Here is a 16,121-nt window from a genome sequence, read left to right as displayed (position 1 = left end):
CGATGGGAAACTGCTACATTCATGACTCGATGAACCAGTTTGGAATCATAGTAAGTATCTCTCTCTACTGTTTTTATTGCATCATCAATTAATCCTTCATGGAGGAAAATATCGACTTGAGCTTCTCCTATTCCCCAATCTGGCTGCTCGCTATGCTATCTAAAATTGTTGAAGGTATGCTATCACATCCTTGGGAACTTAAGATACACTCAGTACACCAAAAAGTTCTGCGATGCCTGCGGTGTTCTCGAAGAATCGCTCAAGCCCAGAAGCAACACTTTTTGTTGCTCCGTCAAAATTGGAGATGTCCACGCCTTAAGTGAGGCGTTCGGGAAAACTTGCTTTCATAAAAGTGCCATGCGATCGCCTAAGTAAGTCGCTGATGGCAAGATAAAGATGTAGCATTATTTCTTCAAGAGTTGTTCCAGGCTGCCAGCAGTGGGGGCAAAATTTAAGGATATCGGTTGCAGACATGGGTACACCCCGGATAACCGCATCAAGGTACTCAGATGGAACCTGCAATGCGATGGCTAATCCACGCTGGCTTTTACTATTGAGCTTAGTAGTCATGCCTCGTTCAATCTTACCTAAACTTTGAAGATGAATGCCTGCCTTAGTTGCCAAATCATTTTGACTTAGCGAAAGGCTTGTGCGTATTCTTTTAACGTAAAGAGCCAGCGTTTCTTGGGGTTGGGGGGTATTGTCCATGCTTTTAATATGTACTAAAGTATATAATTAATTATTTAAAATAAGTGCGTATTTTAAATGAATAGCAGTATTTTTAATTAGATAAAGAGGTGAAACTTGACAACTACATTAGCACAAGTTGCTACAGCTTTTCTTTCACGAGATGGATTAGCTGCTAGTACACTTAAATCTTATGAGCTAACACTAAATTGAAAGGGATTAGGTTGCATGATCTCCGCCATACCTTTGCTACTGAGCGGGTGGGATTGATGGGAATTGAAGAATTACGGGCGCTGATGGGACATGAAAACATTCAAACAACTCTCCGCTACCAAAAAGTAACTAGTGCAAGAGCAGAAATAGTAGCAAAGTCTGCTTTAGAGAATTTAACAAAAAGTATATAAAAGTTAAGGAACATTTCTGAGTAATAAATTTACTAATACATATATTGACTAGAGGTTAATTCTCACGGTACAGAGTAGGTACTCTACTCTTTATCAAGTGAATGAGGGTTAATGAAACGAAACTGGCAACCAGAAGAACTGGTGGAGTATTGGACGTTATTACCAAACGAATTAGTGCTATTAGTGCATAAAAATCCTCAAAATCGCTTAGTTTTTGCTCTATTACTCAAATTTTTTCAGCTAGAAGCCAGATTTCCAGAAACAGACCATGAAATTCCATCTGTAGTTGTTAACTATGTGACACAAAAACTCAGTATTTCTCCAAGTATTTACCAAGACTGTAATTGGCAAGGACGGTCGATAAAATATTACCGTAAGAAAATTAGAGAACTTTTTGGATTTCGAGAAGCTACTGTCAATGACGCTCAAGAATTAACTGACTGGTTAACAGAACAAGCACTGATTTATGAATTAAAATTTGAACAATTAAAGTTAGCAGCTTTTGATCGTTTACGAGAATTGAAAATTGAGCCACCAACTCTCAGTCGTCTAGAACGTATCGTTCGCTCTGCTCTTCATAGTTTTGAAGATAAATTCTTCCAAAACACTGTTGCACAGTTATCTAGTCAAACACTTTCACAAATAGATAACTTATTCCAAATGCATACTACTGAGTCTGACTCAAACTTTATAGTCTCTGAAGAGATTATTGAATCAGTAGAGCTATCGGTATGGAACGAATTAAAGTTAGACCCAGGTAGAATAGGTGTAGAAAGCTTCCAAAGAGAGATAGAAAAATTATCTATTTTACGCCAGTTAGACTTACCTGTTGGTTTATTTACAACTATATCAACTAAAGTTTTACAACAATATAAACAACGTGTAGTTGTTGAATATCCTAGTGACTTACGTCGCCATCCTGAATCAATACGTTACACATTAGTTGCTATTTTTGCTTGGTTGAGAAGTCAAGAAATCATAGATAATTTAGTAGAGCTGATTATCCAAATTGTACATCGAATAGGAACGAAAGCAGAAAAACGTGTAGACCAAGAATTATTACAAGACTTTAAAAAGGTTAATGGCAAGACTAATTTACTATTTCAAATGGCAGAGGCTTCTTTGCAACAGCCGGATGGAGTTATTAGAGAAGTTATTTTTCCGGTTGTCAGTGAAACAACTCTTAAAAATTTAGTTAAAGAATACAAATCAACAGGTAATGCTTACCGCGAACGAGTTTATACTGTGATGCGCTCTTCTTATAGCAGACATTACCGGAGAATTTTACCATTAATTTTAGAGCAGCTAGAATTTCGTTCAAATAATGACGTTCATCGTCCAGTAATTCAAGCACTAGAATTACTCAAAAAATATGCTGATAGTAACCAGCGATATTATGACATAACAGAAGATATTCCTATTCAAGGAGTGCTACGTAGTGGCTGGCAAGAGTTAATCTTGGAAAGGAGTAGTGATGGTGATATTAAGGTTAATCGGATCAATTATGAATTAAGTGTGCTTCAAGCATTAAGAGACAAACTCAGATGCAAAGAAATTTGGGTAGTTGGAGCCTACCGTTATCGTAACCCAGAATTAGATTTACCAAAGGATTTTGAAGTCAAACGGACTGAATATTTTCAAGCTCTCTCACAACCATCTGATGTCGAAGAATTTATTGCTGATTTACAGCAGCAAATGCAATCAGCGTTGATGCAGTTAGAACTAGGATTACCTAAAAATAAATATATCAAAATTAAAAACAAAGGACAATCAAGAATTTGTCTATCACCTATACCACCCCAAATTGAACCGTTAAATTTATTCCGCCTCAAAACTGAAATTTTGCAGCGTTGGCCTACGACTAGTCTTTTAGATATTCTCAAAGAATTGGATATGAATGAACGTTTGCTAATTGAAACAGTCTCATAAACACAAACCCTTACGCTCTCAAGTTATCTTCTTTCAATTAAGAATGTCTATTACCTCTTGGGCGTGCGATCGCAATCAGGCGGGCGTTTCGCCATCGCTGCTCCTAGTGTAACCGCCCTTTAAAGCAGGGCTGTTTCATTCCCAAAAAGGCCCTCATTTACAAGCGTCTCAGGCAAAAAATCAGGTGATTAAAAAATAAAATTGGATAATTATCATGGTGATCGCACCTAATTTTACGGAGTGTTACGGTAATTTTAAGGGTTCCCAACTTCCCTAAATTTATCGCTCATACTCTTGACAAAACCATGACCATTACGAATGAAACAGCCCTGCCCTTCAAAGGGCGATCGCACCCCTCAAGAGGTGACTGAAAATATGCAATCTCAATGTATAGTTTATAATATGATAAAAACGCTTTTATCATAATCAAATATCTATGGATTTACTCTAGTTTTAAACTAAACTGTTTAGTTTGCACTTCATGACAGCCTCGCTAGTTCTACCCCTAATCAGATGACCAAGGGTGAAGCCGCCAATACCAGAGCAGAGGTCAAGAACTTTTTGAGTTTCCAAGGGAGTGATTTGTTCTGTCATGCTTTTCTCCCTAACAAGTAATTAATTGCTTCTGGATCAAGAGAGGTGATACGTTTTTTAATTGATTGTGGTGGGTTGTCAAAAAACTGTTTTAGATGCCATCTCCGAATTTGGTAATGTCTAGCAGAACGTTTTGTTGCTTTGAGCCATCCTCTTTTTACCCACCTACATACAGTTGAGAAATTCAATTGAAGAACTTGAGCAATTTCTTGACAAGAATAGTTATCAAGAGTGGGACGGGCTGAATAACCTAAGCTATTTAACTTCAGATAAATTGCAATTGGTGTGCGTTGATATCCTCGTCTTTTTAAGATTGAAGCTATTTGTTTAACTGTATAGACTTCAACTTTCGCTTCAATAATTGCTAATTCTTCATCTGTCCATTTTGTATTCATAATGTCACCTCTAATAAAGAGAGAAAATTGGTGTCAGCTTGTTCTTGTACAATCCGAGCGCTGATAGATTCAAAGTCAACTTGAAAGATGTTCATATTTGTGAGTATTTCCCCACTGTTGTAGCGGTCTACGGTGTGCTGCGGGAAAAGCGGATTGATTCAGCCCATCAGGGATATCAATGTGCGCTTCACTTGTGATTTTTTCAACAACTGTAACGATGACTCTCATTGGTTAATTTCTGCTTGCTAATTTGAATAGATAAGAAGCCAGAATAATTCTGACTTCCGACTTCTAAATTCCGGTTCAGCCTGCCCCAGCCTTTGCTGCTTGCAACTGTTGCATCGTTCTCGATTGCGCTCTATCTCCCATTGCAGATAACTCAGTGCAGTTTGAGCATCAGCAATGTTTAAATCTGGGCTATATCCTAACTCCAGCAGTTGTTTGTAGTCTGGGTGCGTAGCAATTTCTAATATCAGGTTTTGGGCTTGTTCAAGTAATTGGTATAGGTTGGGGTTAGACATTTCTATGCCAAGGCGTGAACATAAATCTTCCACTTTCACGCCGATGGTTCCTGGTTCAATCTCTGTGGCTAACTCTTCAAGTAGGGATTGAAAGTTAGGGTGTTCATCGTTAATTTCAATCTCAATCAAATCTGCACCTTTTGTAACGACAGTTGCCCAATTGGGTAAAGTTTGTGGAATGGTCTTAGCGTAAAGTTTCATAATTGGTTCCTCTTCGATTAAGAGTTAAAAATCCTCGGCAATCTCCAACAAAAAGCCGCGTCCTGTGTTCTGCACTTGCACCAGTTCTTTATCCAGCAGTGTTTGAATGACCTTGGCGGAGAATTGGAATTGCAGACGATGCAGAGGCACACAACCACCACAAAGCCGAATCGAACGCAGCAAATGATTTGCTCTACGGTCAAAACTGGTAGAATTAGCCATTGGTGCTACCTCCAGTGATGGCGAATAACTGTTGTTGCAGAATTGCTATTTGACTTTGATAAAACTCAATCTCTGCGCGTATCTGTGAAAATAATTCCTGTGGGGAGAGCGGTTGAATTTGAGACTCCTGGAAGTGAAACAATTCATCAGAGTTTTTATTAGGCATCAGCACATAGCGCCAACCATCACCGAATTGTTCAGCCAACTCTGTACCATTTGGGTAGTAATAAAGCCCCAGAATGATGCCGTCTTTAGTACGCTGCTGTAAAGCAAAGCGAGGGTAGCCCCAGTGTTGGGGGATTGATATTGTGGGTTGCATTGATTTAATGGGGATTGTTGAAAATGTGGCGAGAGGCGATCGCAGTTGTTGAGCGATCGCCTGGAATGAGAATAATTACGCCGTTACCAAATCCCGACTTTCTGCAACTGGCACATACTCCCGCAACAGTTCCCAGTCAATGGCTGTCAGCATCTCAAATGGTCGGTCTAGCAATTCTTCAAGTGTTGGTTCAATGCTGGACGAAGTTTCCACCATCAACAGCCACCACACGGCATCCAGCGCTGAGTCGCAGGGAATGCGCTGCTGAGTTTCGTCTGTGGCGCGTGTGAACGACCAGATGCCGTCAGTGCAGCCCACTTCGCCCAGTTTCGCGTCGTTGTGGTAAATTCCATCGTCGAGGATTTCAAAGCCGAATTTTTCACATTCGGTGCAAATCTGAGACATGATTTCATTGCCAGTGGTGCATGGTTCTTCTTGTTCTTGCACTGGCAGTGTGCCGTCTTTGTAGTGTGTGCAGATGAAGCGATGACAGCGCATTAGAGTATTAGCACGAAATACTTCTTTCTCGTTGACCATGACTACCCAGCGTTGGGTTAAGTGGCTGTCGTCATGGCTGATGCTGGCTATCAGCTGATTACCAGCGTAATATTCATGCTCGTAGAAGCTGATTTCTACAGGAGTGAGTTGTTCCGGTACGTTCGCCCTTGGCGTTGGCGCAGCCATCGCGTTGGCTTGGGCTGTGATTTGTTCATTGGGGGCAGCCTGGGCGATTTTCTGAGCTTGGGTGGCTTGATAATCAGCGATCGCAGTAATCCATGCATCCTTGCAGCGTTTGTCGCTTACTTGGACTGTGCAGCCGATCTCGCTGTAGATTTGCTTGAGGCGGGCTATGGATTTCAATTGCAGCTGTTGTTGGCTGTAAGTCGGATATGTCATGATGAGTAATACTCCATCTTGATGGTGGATCTTTTGAAAGACGATCGCTTCGTTTTGCAGACTGGGGCGGTCGTCTTTTGTTTTTGGCAAATTTTATTTGCTCTAATATATATCAATGTATGCGGTAGTACATACAATTGTCGAGGGGTAATGCAAGTTTTATATGTATATGCACATATTATGTATGTGCTAGTGCATAAGTTTGTGTTAATGTAGCCTACAGGTACGATGGAGGGATGAGCAAAAAAATGTTTTGTAGGCTAGCCGTGCTTATGGCAGAAAAAGATCCACAGCTGTCACAGAGACAGTTGGCAAAAGAAACTGGGTTAGATATCACAACGATTAACCGCTTGTTCACAAATAACTTCAGCCGCGTTGATGTCGGTACAGTTGAAGTTTTGTGCAATTACTTTACTAGAGAAGTAGGTGATCTTTTTGAAATGAGGAATCCAGAAGACATACCTCAACGCAAATCAAGAAAGCGTTCCAACTCAGAGGTCGAGGCTGCATGAGTGCTTTTGCCCTTGGAAAAGTGAAAATCAACAGCATTATTCTTACTCTCCTTACAGTGGAACAGGTATGACTAGGGAAAAGAAACCAGAGTCACAACACGCTGCAACAGAGGAAAAAGAAGTGCCGCAATATGGAGAAAAAGTATGCTTGGAAGCTACTACAGGTAGAGTCAGATGGAGACAAGACCCTGAAAGTTGACTCTTCAAGCACTGTTCAGCTAGAGGTGGAAAAATGACTAAACCACCCCGTAAGCGCAACAAAGCCACCTCTGCCACATCCAGTGACGACACGCCACCAGATAACCTGACCCAAGAAGAAAACCCAGTTACAGCAACAATCACCGTCACTGCTGTTGAGATTCCTGAATTAATCGAGCAGGAGATTCGCGATCGCTTGCATCTTGAACGGAAGGTAGAACGGGCGTTTTTTGAAGCGGGGAAGGCATTAACGGAATTACGCGATCGCAGACTGTACCGCTCGACCCACCAAACCTTTGAGGAATATTGCAGGGACAGGTTTAGTTATACTTACCGCCATGTAAATTATCTAATAGCTGGTTCAAAGATAGTTGACAATATAAAAATGGGAACTAATAGTTCCCAAAATGAAAGTCAAGATGAAATGGGAACTAATAGTTCCCAAATTTTGCCGACATCAGAAGTGCAAGTTCGACCACTGACAAAGCTAGAACCATCACAACAGCCAGAAGCATGGCAGCAGGCTGTAGAGGAAGCGGGTGGTAAAGTGCCAAGTGGTAGAATCGTAAAGGATGTGGTGCAGCGAATAATGGAACGCGCCAAAATCCCAAACACTTACCAAATCGGCGAAGTGTGCCAAATCGTAGTCAAGGACAACCCCGAACTCAGGGGCAAGGGTGGCTGCTGGGGCATCGTTAATCAGGTGAATGATTTCAGCTGCACTGTAAAACTCTGGGATGGGGGGTACACCGTTGGTTTGCAGCACCTCAAATCTTACAATTACCTGCCTGCCGAGTGTGAGCAGATGCAGGTGATTTGCGATCGCATCAATCGGGTGTATTCGAGTGGACTGGAGGAGTCGGTGCAGAAGTTTTTGGAGTCGTTGGGGAAGCTGAATCGTGCTTATTTGACTGGACTGGAAGAGAAATTGTTGAAGGTTCTGGAGTTGGAAATTAGAGATTAATGCAACAAAGAAGCAATGCTTTCTGTGATTGGTTGTGGTATTAAATTAATAAAATCTTGTTTTGGTTTAATATATTTCTGCTCCAGTTGTTTGTAGAAAGTAGTAATTTATGACAGGAACACAACAAGAAATAATGGATTTACGGGCATTGAATTTAACACCCAAACAAATAGCTCGAAAACTGGGTATGAAAGTGTCATCCGTCAATGCAGCGATTCAAAATCAAGCACAGCAAACCACATTAGATAAAAAGGAGTCAGAAGACAGAATTCAGAATTCAGAAAACTCTACCCACAAGGGGATACAGTTTTGATTACGAAAAATATTTATTTTAGTTTCGCCCACCAGGGGCGAGGTTTTAACCAATATTCATCACCCACTCGTACAGAATTCATGCTGAATTCTGACTCCTGAGTTCTGAATTCTTCTCATAAATTGACAAAAGGAGAACTAGACCCCGTATATCAGTGTTTAGCAAGCGATAGTCTTATCCAATTGTTACCGAAAATCCCATCAGAAAACAGCATCAAAAATCTGCTGACAAAAATTTTACCTGTAAAAAACAATGACGATATTGATCGCGGTTTAGGATTGGTAGTTATTGCAAGAGTTGCTCGATACAATCAAATCACGGTCTGTAGCTACCTTTTAGATATATGGTGCTTGGGCGTTAAAGATACCATATCACCACGTACAGTAGACAGGATAAAATTTAAAGAATTTACAGAATCACTATTCGAGCCATTTCCCGGAAAACCGCAAGAGGTTTCCCTTGAAGTTGCCCAAGGGATGATATTTAGTGCTTGCGAATACGCTCTAAGCTTAGGGTTTCAACCACACAAAGACTTTTCTAAATCGCGTTCGCATATCGGAGAATGGGATGAGAGTATACGTATTGAATGTGGTCGTGACGGGAAACCATTTTATGTCAATGGCCCCCATGATAACCCGAAAAAAATCATGGAAACATTGAAGAGAAGCAGAGGTGAAGGTAATTTTGATTTTTTGATTGGTTCAGATCCTATTGAAAAGAATTTTTGGTGAATGCAATTAATTCTAGCGTAGTAAAACTTGTTAGAGGTATCTTTAAATCGTAGAAAACTCGTTTGAGATTGTCTTTTTAGCGAACACAATTAAGGCTTTAATCTCCGCTCTCAAGTTAGTTTTAACGTTCTAGGATTTGAATTGCAAATTGCGAATTGTCAACTGCGAATTGCTTTGACATTGAATTGGGTTGTGTCTGGAAGTATGAGAAGTAGCGTTAGATGAATTAGCAGTGAGGACTATTTGTCCTTTGGCATTTAGCACTGCACCTGTAGCTTCAACAATGCGTTGAGGAGTGGAGGTTGTTGGTTTAGTTGTTGGCTTATTAGTAACAGGTGGTAGGGAACGGTTGTTATTGCTGAGTTTAAAAGGCACCCAATCTATTTGGGTTGCATCTGGAGTGAGGATGTCTTTGGGATTGGCTGGTAAACCGCCGCGTCCGGTGATCACAAATCGGTTTTGGGCGTAACCAGGACTGTAACAACCTTGGGCTACCTGGGTGTCAACTGGTACTGTTGGCAACTCAACCAAGCCACTGTTGGGGTCGATACCAGGTGTATTAAGTTCTACAGTGCCTTGTGTACCAAATTCTGAACTAGCAGTGATGTCACTCAAGGGAGTTGGACTTTCACGGAACTCAATACCATAAATGCCATTGGCTCTGATATCGACTCTCCCACCTGTGCCTGTAAAAGCATTAGCAGTGATGTCGCTGTTTTCGCTTGGGACAGCAACAATGAAGCCTGACGGGGCATCAATATTAATGTTGCCACCATTACCGCCAGCTTGTGCTGTGCCTGCGGTAGTGGAAATTTGAGCGCCACGACGCAGAAGCAGTAAATCAGTCTGTAAGTTGATGTTGCCACCGTTACCTGATGCAGATTGGGCGTTGAGTGTGCCATTGTTGTCCAAGGTAACTCTAGGTGAGATGACGATAATATCTCCAGCAGTACCCGTTGGACTTTGAGAGTTAACGAACAAGCCATTGTTAAAGTTTGAACTCTTACCAGAAATGGTGGCTTCTTCAGCAGCATTAACTTTAATTGTGCCTGCATTTCCTTGTCCAAAAGTTGAGGCAGTCAGTAGAGCGCCATCACTTAGAGAGAAGGAACCAGAATCGATAGTAATGTTACCCCCATTGCCAACTGTCTCCGTGGACACCAAGCTACGAATCTGACTGGGAAAACCGTTTTTCTCCCCAGCAATATCAACAATACCTGTAACATTAACATTGACATTCCCCGCATCCCCCCGTCCTGCTGGCGCTGTTGCAGATGCACCACGAGTAGCGGTTTGCAGTTGAGCGCTATCAATTAGTGATAATGTTGCAGCATTAATGTCAATATTGCCACCTTTACCTATACCTCCAACTTCCACCGTGCTGAAGATATTAGCATCTGCTAGAGTTACAGCATCAAGTGCCCGCACTGTCACATTCCCCGCATTCCCAAGTCCATAAGTTGAGGTTTGAAGTTGAGCGCGATCGCGTAACGAGAAAGAACCAGAATCGATAGTAATGTTACCCCCATTACCAACTGTCCCCGTTCCCATACTGCTGAGAATCCCACTGGCAAAACCGTTTTTCTCCCCAGCAATATCAACAATGCCAGTAACATTAACATTGACATTTAAATAGCAATGCTGAAGGATTAATAGTCAACAAGGGTGAAGGGATATTTTTCTCAGTAGCACCAAAAAATCCTCGATTTCCAAATTGCAGTGCATTAGCTGTAGTCCCAACAAACGAACCACCAATATTTAACGAAGCATTCTGTCCAAAAATAATCCCCGACGGATTAATCAGAAACAAATTAGCTGTGCCGTTAGCGCGAATTATTCCATCAATATTAGAAGCTGACCCACCCGTAACTCGACTGATGATATTTTGAATATCTACAGCATTATTAAAAGAAGCAACACCACCAATAGGCACAGAAAATTCGCCAAAGCTGTGAAACAAATTACTTCCTGCTTGCGTTCCTCCAGTGATATTGAGAGTGCTACCATCGGGTGTAACGATGGAATTATTAGGCAGAGTGCCATCCGGGGTAATTTGAGCAGAAGCACAATTTGCCCCGAAAGCGATCGCACTTGTGATCGCCATTCCCAAAAAACAAGGAGTAGTCATGCCAAACATCGCATCCTCCTAAGCTTTGTAAAAGATATACTCATTTTTCAGTAAACCACGAGTAAGGGAAATCAAGTTAACACCTGCATATTTCTCAATTTTACAAGTACAGGTTTTATGTAAAACCTGCTAATTACTTACAAGAGTTTCTAAGTTAGGTGTATTTTTTGCTCTTTAAGATAGAGGTGTAGATTTTTGTAATGTTAGTAAATCGCCAAGTTTTTTCCAAAAGAGCGATCGCCAATGCTTAATAACTTTAGATACAACCATTTTTATTCATATAATAAAACAGTTAAGCTCACTAATCGCTAAAAGGTAAATTCACCAATTTTAACTCTTACTTTATTGTTAAATAATTACAACCAATTGCCCAAAAGAACATAAGGTGCCCAAAAGTATGGACGATTTTCTTTAGCTAAAATCGCAAGTTGGGCACGTTGTAGTGCTTGGGACTTAGTTACCCCGGCATCCAACTGTCGATATAATTCACCCATAAAGTCGCTAGTAGACTCATCATCTACTGTCCACAAAGTAGCTAATGTACTACGTGCGCCTGCTCGTACCGCTACTCCAGCTAATCCTAAAGCAGCTCGTTTATCTCCTGTGGCAGTTTTACAGGCACTAAGAACGAGTAATTCAATTGTTTCTGGTCGGCTTTCACCTCTGGCTCGAAGTAAACTATCTAACTCCCTAACTTTTAGTAGGCTATCCCAGGTAAGAATATAGGTTTGTTCAATATCTGAGCTAAATTGCCCATGAGTAGCCAAGTGTACTACTGAAAAAGGAGTAGATTGAATTTGGTTTTGCAGATTAGTTTTAGTGAACTCTTGATTTAAGAGTTCTTTACTTGATTGAACTGAAGATTGAACTTGTTTTAATTCCTGTGTGACATTTGCAAGTTCTGGAAATGATTTACCTTCAATCAAACGTTCTTGCTCAACTCCAGCAATTAAAGCGTTTAACCGCACATTTTGTAAAGGTTTAGGATCAAGGAGTTGTAGCCCAGGCATCAAAGAAATAGCATACTTTTCTATCAAATATTTTTGCTGTTGTTTGTCGTATAGAATCCCTATTGGGATATTCCGTAAAGAACCATCTAGCACAAACACTAGGGAAGTTATACCTTTATTTGCAAAATCTGATTCAATAGGTTTAATTAACCAGTCATATAACTGTTGTGAGAGCTGCTTAACATCAGGTTCTCGGCTAGCAACGGGTAAATCTTTCTGTAGTTGTTCTACAACTTTTTCTAATACATCTTTAGGGACTTTAGTTGTTTTACGGTAGATTGTATCTTGCCCTGGCAAACGAGTAATAATTTCTAGTCGGTTATCTAAAATGATTGGATAGATAACAGCTGTGGATATTTCCTTTTCAACTAATTTATCAAGGTCAACTCTTGGTACCAAACAGGGCGAACGAAAGAAGTTATCTAATTCCGCTAACTGGAGAGATTCGATTACCTGACGAGCTTGAATGAGATTATCTGGTTTTTGAATCGTATTTTCTTGAAGTTGCAATAGTAAATCAACATACTGTCGATATACAGGTTCTATGCTCTCACGGAAAGAAAATTGTACGTCAGGATTAATTACAACTAAATCGTTACGAAGGGATTTGAGGGCATTATAAGCTCGACTATAAGCATCTGTTGCGGCTGGGATATTAGATTGCTTTTGCAGTATCCGTCCCATCTGCCAATGCCATTGATAAGCAATGTCTTGGGCATCAATGGACTCAGCTTTTTCCAAGGCTTGTTGTGTAAGACCTTTGGCATCAGATAACTGTCCGGTTTGTTCGTACAGTTCGCCAAGAGTACCAAGGGCATAAGATTCAGTTCGTTCGTCTTTTAAAGTTTTAGCCACCTGCACAGCTTGCGCTAGCATTTTAGCAACATCTTTTAGTTCAACTGAGTTTTGTATCATTTTGCTCAAACTTTGGGCAAAGTTAATTCGATAATTAACAGCCGTCCGGCTTGGAGGCAAATTGTCTATCTGAGACTGAATTTGCGGCAATAAAGCTTTTGCTGTACTAACTTCCTCTTGCTCTATCAATAATCTTAATAAATTCAGTTGAGCCTGGAGGCGCATAGTGGGTGTAGCAGATGCAATATCTACCGCTTGTTGATAATATTGAATTGCTGTTTTAGCGTAATCCTTGGCGCTGATTGAGTTACCCAAACTCAGTTGAGCGTAAATTTGAGCGCGGGCTGTATTACCTAAACTAAGTAAAGCATTACTTTGAGCGATAGCGTACTCGCCCGCCGTAGGCATCGCACCTCCTGCCCGTTTAGCCACAGAATAACTTTCTTCTAGAATTTTGTGCGAATCGTTTAAATAGCCCAAACTTCGCAATACATTCCCTAAACTATACAATCCTTTAGCTTTAACAGGAGAATCTGGTTGTTTTTGGAGATTTTCTCGTAGTGAGGTTAAAGTGTGATCTGCTTGGAGATAATTCCCCAAAGCTTGCATTGCTTGGGCTTGATTAATGTGATTGCGAGTTAGCGCTGATATATCATCTAAATGCTGATAAATTTTAGCTGCTGATTGCCAAGTACTTAGGGCTACTTCAGTTTGTCCTTGTGCTAACTCCAGCCCACCTCGAACATCTAAAGCTTGAGCAAAAATTTGCGTTAGCGCAGCTCCTCCTGCGGAGGCTCGCTCTTGTGAAGAATCTGAATCTTCTAGACTTTGTAATAATTTAATAGTTTGTGAGATGACTTCATTCGCTTGCTGCCATTGTCCTAACTGCTGATACACTAAGGAAAGGTTAGTCAAAGCTATAGCTTCATTCAATACATTATTAGTAGCTTTAAATTCGTCTGCTGCTTTTTTTAGAAGTTGTACTGCTTCTGCAAACTCTCCCCCTTCATAAAGTGCTTGGCTTTGCTGCACTAAACTAAAAATTTGGGTTTGGTTAACAGCAGGTTTTGTTGCTACAACAGGAAAATATAAAACTTTAGATTTGGCAAAGGCTGCTGTTAAAAAAATAGAATAATCGAAAATAACAGATGAAAATACACAAAAAAATACAGTCAACAATGATAATAACAAGTATTTAAAAGACTTCATATATATATAAATTACAAAATTTATTTTGTATTTGTTCCTGATAATGAATTAATTATAAAAACCATGTGGTACTCTGTGTGGCTTTGGATGAAGTTGTAGCTACAACATGGCAATAGTTGTTGTAAATCGGATATTCTCCACGCAACGCATTAGCTCCTTTGTGTAAGGTTAAAACGGATTATATTGTACAAAAAAATACAGCCCATTCTCTTGCAATGTATTACCTTGAGTATCAACAGAAACTAAAGGAATACCCCACTCAACACCAGCATTAAAGTTATTGCCCTGTAACCAACGCAAACCCAAACCAATAGAAGCTAGAGTGTTAGTGTTAGTATTATTTTCATCTATACTCGACGAATTATTCCAAGCAGTGCCAACGTCAACAAACGGGGTAACTTGCATAACTCCATCCCATTGTGGTACACGTACAATTGGTAGCCGTAACTCAACAGAAGCAAGAGCGCCATTATCTGCTAACAGTAAATCTTGACGATAGCCCCGTACACTACTTATACCACCTAGACCAAATTGTTCTGAAGCTAAAAGCGTTGTAGAAGCTAGTTGTACATCGCCACGAATTAACAACAAAGTATCAGGAGCTAACAGACGTACCCATTGTGCTTGTCCTCGCCAAGCGAAAAAGCGGCTGTCAGGTTCGGTATTGTTGATTGTGGCATTAAATGCACCAGTTCCCAGACTAAATTGAGAACGAGCCGCAATTACTTCTTGGCTATTACGAAGAGTCCATTCTTGAAAAAATCGCAACGCAGAAACACTCGTGTTTCCTTCTGCATCAGCCCCCGGCGAAAGTAGAGAAAGGGGAGCATCCTCCTGTTCAAACACAGAGGAGGAAATATCAGTCTCTCTGCGAGAAGCCGTGACTCCTAGAGCGAATTCTTGATTGGGAGTTTGCACTAGCGGCTGGCGGAATGTGAGTTCGTAATATTGGGAAGCTGATTCAATCTCTAGTGTATTAAAAGGACGTTCAATAATATCGGCTGATGTATTGCCATAGCTGAAGGTGAGAGTGCCATTGCGGGGATTGAGAGGCAAGCTGTAGCTGGCATCTATGGTATTACTACCGTCAGTATTACTGTATGCTAACGAGATACTATCTCCAAATCCTAGTAAGTTGGCTTCGTTAACTTGCAGTTGCCGTCGGAAGCTACCAACACTAGGGGAACGGCCATTGTCAAATACTGTTTCTACATTAAATGTATCTGCCTCTGTTACTTTGATAGCCAACAAATTAGAGCCAGGACGTGAGCCAGCAGATAATTCAGCAGACAAGTTTTGAATTAAAGGATTGAGTTGCAATAGTTGCAGAGACTCTAGTAGGCGTTTTTGATTTAAAGGAGTGGATGCCTCTAAAGCTATACGGCTACGGATATAATTTGGGTTGAGTCGTCTAGTTCCAGTTATCTGGATATCCTCTAATTTCCCTTCAATTACTTGGATTTGAACAACGCCATCAGTAAGAGTTTGTTCAGGAATATAAGCTCCAGAAGTAACGTACCCCTCTTGAATATAAAGTTCAGTAATTTTAGAACGAATTTCTAATAAGTCTGTAAATGTAATTGGTCGATTTGTAAAACACTCGGTTTTCTGCCTCAACCTGTATGTCAGGTTTTTTTGACTGCATTCTAGTATTTGATTAAATTTTTCTTGGCTGAATACTGTACTGCCAATAACTTCAAATTGTTTAACAGTAAAGATTTGTGATGTTTCAGGGAGTGGTTCATCTGGTATGGGAACTAGTTGATCAGGTTGGAATAGTTCGGATGGCGGGGGTAGTTGCGGTGGTGGAGAGGGTGTTGTTGGTGTTCTGGGCGAAAGTGGTTGGACATCCTGCGGTGGTGGGAGTTGTGGGAGCGAGGGAAAATTGTTTTGGAGTAGTTGTACGCGATCGACTGTCTGCGCCTTACCGGGTGTAGTTGCTAGGCTACTGAGTAATATAAGCAAGCAGGATGCTGCAAGAGTTGGAGTAATTTTAGCTACCATGACCAAATAATTACTAATTCGTAATTCG

15 protein-coding genes and 3 pseudogenes are annotated in these 16,121 nt (G+C 40.7%); 7 read left to right on the top strand and 11 right to left on the bottom strand.

The window, feature by feature from the left end; translation table 11 throughout:
* Positions 1-315: 315 nt before the first annotated feature.
* Positions 316-708, bottom strand: a complete 393-nt coding sequence (locus LC586_RS23790) for a helix-turn-helix domain-containing protein (RefSeq protein ID WP_229487124.1) — start codon at positions 706-708, stop codon at positions 316-318.
* A 185-nt stretch (positions 709-893) separates the two neighbouring features.
* On the opposite strand from LC586_RS23790, the pseudogene LC586_RS23785 reads away from it, so the two are divergent.
* Both LC586_RS23785 and LC586_RS23780 read left to right on the top strand, forming a co-directional pair.
* Positions 894-1,091, top strand: a pseudogene (locus LC586_RS23785) (tyrosine-type recombinase/integrase); the annotation flags it as partial.
* Between the two features lie 111 nt (positions 1,092-1,202).
* Positions 1,203-2,987 (top strand): annotated as a pseudogene (locus tag LC586_RS23780) (DUF4158 domain-containing protein); the annotation flags it as partial.
* A 486-nt stretch (positions 2,988-3,473) separates the two neighbouring features.
* On the opposite strand, the gene LC586_RS23775 reads toward LC586_RS23780, so the two are convergent.
* The 7 genes from LC586_RS23775 to LC586_RS23745 all read right to left on the bottom strand — a co-directional run bounded on the left by LC586_RS23775 (position 3,474) and on the right by LC586_RS23745 (position 6,259).
* A complete protein-coding gene (locus tag LC586_RS23775; protein WP_229487123.1) occupies positions 3,474-3,614 on the bottom strand; it encodes a hypothetical protein in 141 nt (46 codons plus the stop codon).
* A complete protein-coding gene (locus LC586_RS23770) occupies positions 3,611-4,009 on the bottom strand; it encodes a MerR family transcriptional regulator (RefSeq protein WP_229487122.1) in 399 nt (132 codons plus the stop codon). The genes LC586_RS23775 and LC586_RS23770 overlap by 4 nt, the downstream gene beginning before the upstream one ends.
* 75 nt (positions 4,010-4,084) lie before the next feature.
* Positions 4,085-4,237, bottom strand: coding sequence for a hypothetical protein (locus LC586_RS23765; RefSeq protein WP_229487121.1), 153 nt, complete (start codon positions 4,235-4,237; stop codon positions 4,085-4,087).
* A 17-nt stretch (positions 4,238-4,254) separates the two neighbouring features.
* The gene (locus LC586_RS23760) at positions 4,255-4,731 is read right to left on the bottom strand and encodes a hypothetical protein (RefSeq protein WP_229487120.1); all 477 of its coding nucleotides are present in this window, start codon (positions 4,729-4,731) and stop codon (positions 4,255-4,257) included.
* A gap of 24 nt (positions 4,732-4,755) precedes the next feature.
* Positions 4,756-4,953 carry a hypothetical protein gene (locus LC586_RS23755; RefSeq protein ID WP_229487119.1) on the bottom strand — a complete coding sequence of 66 codons (198 nt, stop codon included), beginning with the start codon at positions 4,951-4,953 and terminating at the stop codon, positions 4,756-4,758.
* A complete protein-coding gene (locus LC586_RS23750) occupies positions 4,946-5,272 on the bottom strand; it encodes a hypothetical protein (RefSeq protein WP_229487118.1) in 327 nt (108 codons plus the stop codon). Before LC586_RS23750 ends, LC586_RS23755 begins: the two co-directional genes overlap by 8 nt.
* Positions 5,273-5,347: 75 nt before the next feature.
* Positions 5,348-6,259 (bottom strand): hypothetical protein, encoded by a 912-nt coding sequence (locus LC586_RS23745; protein ID WP_229487117.1) that lies wholly within the window; start codon positions 6,257-6,259, stop codon positions 5,348-5,350.
* A 146-nt stretch (positions 6,260-6,405) separates the two neighbouring features.
* Here LC586_RS23745 and LC586_RS23740 point away from each other — a divergent pair, with 146 nt between their 5' ends.
* The 5 genes from LC586_RS23740 to LC586_RS23720 all read left to right on the top strand — a co-directional run bounded on the left by LC586_RS23740 (position 6,406) and on the right by LC586_RS23720 (position 8,887).
* Positions 6,406-6,681 carry a helix-turn-helix domain-containing protein gene (locus LC586_RS23740; RefSeq protein WP_242064958.1) on the top strand — a complete coding sequence of 92 codons (276 nt, stop codon included), beginning with the start codon at positions 6,406-6,408 and terminating at the stop codon, positions 6,679-6,681.
* A gap of 67 nt (positions 6,682-6,748) precedes the next feature.
* Positions 6,749-6,880, top strand: a complete 132-nt coding sequence (locus LC586_RS23735) for a PQQ-like beta-propeller repeat protein (RefSeq protein WP_229487116.1) — start codon at positions 6,749-6,751, stop codon at positions 6,878-6,880.
* A gap of 33 nt (positions 6,881-6,913) precedes the next feature.
* Entirely contained in the window at positions 6,914-7,843 is a 930-nt protein-coding gene (locus LC586_RS23730) for a hypothetical protein (protein ID WP_229487115.1), read from the top strand.
* Between the two features lie 109 nt (positions 7,844-7,952).
* On the top strand, positions 7,953-8,156 hold the full coding sequence (locus tag LC586_RS23725; protein ID WP_229487114.1) for a helix-turn-helix transcriptional regulator: 204 nt from the start codon (positions 7,953-7,955) through the stop codon (positions 8,154-8,156).
* Positions 8,157-8,278: 122 nt separating this feature from the next.
* Positions 8,279-8,887, top strand: a complete 609-nt coding sequence (locus tag LC586_RS23720; RefSeq protein ID WP_229487113.1) for a DNA-binding response regulator — start codon at positions 8,279-8,281, stop codon at positions 8,885-8,887.
* 129 nt (positions 8,888-9,016) lie between these two features.
* Here LC586_RS23720 and LC586_RS23715 read toward each other — a convergent pair.
* The 3 genes and pseudogenes from LC586_RS23715 to LC586_RS23700 all read right to left on the bottom strand — a co-directional run bounded on the left by LC586_RS23715 (position 9,017) and on the right by LC586_RS23700 (position 16,093).
* A pseudogene (locus LC586_RS23715) lies at positions 9,017-10,991 on the bottom strand (two-partner secretion domain-containing protein).
* A gap of 380 nt (positions 10,992-11,371) precedes the next feature.
* Entirely contained in the window at positions 11,372-14,089 is a 2,718-nt protein-coding gene (locus LC586_RS23705) for a CHAT domain-containing protein (RefSeq protein ID WP_229487110.1), read from the bottom strand.
* Positions 14,090-14,257: 168 nt separating this feature from the next.
* The gene (locus LC586_RS23700) at positions 14,258-16,093 is read right to left on the bottom strand and encodes a ShlB/FhaC/HecB family hemolysin secretion/activation protein (protein WP_229487109.1); all 1,836 of its coding nucleotides are present in this window, start codon (positions 16,091-16,093) and stop codon (positions 14,258-14,260) included.
* Positions 16,094-16,121 lie beyond the last annotated feature (28 nt).

The sequence above is a fragment of the Nostoc favosum CHAB5714 genome (genome assembly GCF_020829495.1).
Taxonomy (GTDB): domain Bacteria; phylum Cyanobacteriota; class Cyanobacteriia; order Cyanobacteriales; family Nostocaceae; genus Nostoc; species Nostoc favosum.
The sequence above is the reverse complement of the archived record's forward strand: the minus strand, read 5'-3'. Positions and strand labels throughout refer to the sequence as shown.

Coding starts and splice junctions, on each gene's coding strand:
- LC586_RS23770 (WP_229487122.1), bottom strand. CDS start 4,009: ATGAATACAAAATGGACAGATGAAGAATTAGCAATTATTGAAGCGAAA.
- LC586_RS23740 (WP_242064958.1), top strand. CDS start 6,406: ATGAGCAAAAAAATGTTTTGTAGGCTAGCCGTGCTTATGGCAGAAAAA.
- LC586_RS23775 (WP_229487123.1), bottom strand. CDS start 3,614: ATGACAGAACAAATCACTCCCTTGGAAACTCAAAAAGTTCTTGACCTC.
- LC586_RS23760 (WP_229487120.1), bottom strand. CDS start 4,731: ATGAAACTTTACGCTAAGACCATTCCACAAACTTTACCCAATTGGGCA.
- LC586_RS23725 (WP_229487114.1), top strand. CDS start 7,953: ATGACAGGAACACAACAAGAAATAATGGATTTACGGGCATTGAATTTA.
- LC586_RS23750 (WP_229487118.1), bottom strand. CDS start 5,272: ATGCAACCCACAATATCAATCCCCCAACACTGGGGCTACCCTCGCTTT.
- LC586_RS23765 (WP_229487121.1), bottom strand. CDS start 4,237: ATGAGAGTCATCGTTACAGTTGTTGAAAAAATCACAAGTGAAGCGCAC.
- LC586_RS23790 (WP_229487124.1), bottom strand. CDS start 708: ATGGACAATACCCCCCAACCCCAAGAAACGCTGGCTCTTTACGTTAAA.
- LC586_RS23755 (WP_229487119.1), bottom strand. CDS start 4,953: ATGGCTAATTCTACCAGTTTTGACCGTAGAGCAAATCATTTGCTGCGT.
- LC586_RS23700 (WP_229487109.1), bottom strand. CDS start 16,093: ATGGTAGCTAAAATTACTCCAACTCTTGCAGCATCCTGCTTGCTTATA.
- LC586_RS23730 (WP_229487115.1), top strand. CDS start 6,914: ATGACTAAACCACCCCGTAAGCGCAACAAAGCCACCTCTGCCACATCC.
- LC586_RS23705 (WP_229487110.1), bottom strand. CDS start 14,089: ATGAAGTCTTTTAAATACTTGTTATTATCATTGTTGACTGTATTTTTT.
- LC586_RS23735 (WP_229487116.1), top strand. CDS start 6,749: ATGACTAGGGAAAAGAAACCAGAGTCACAACACGCTGCAACAGAGGAA.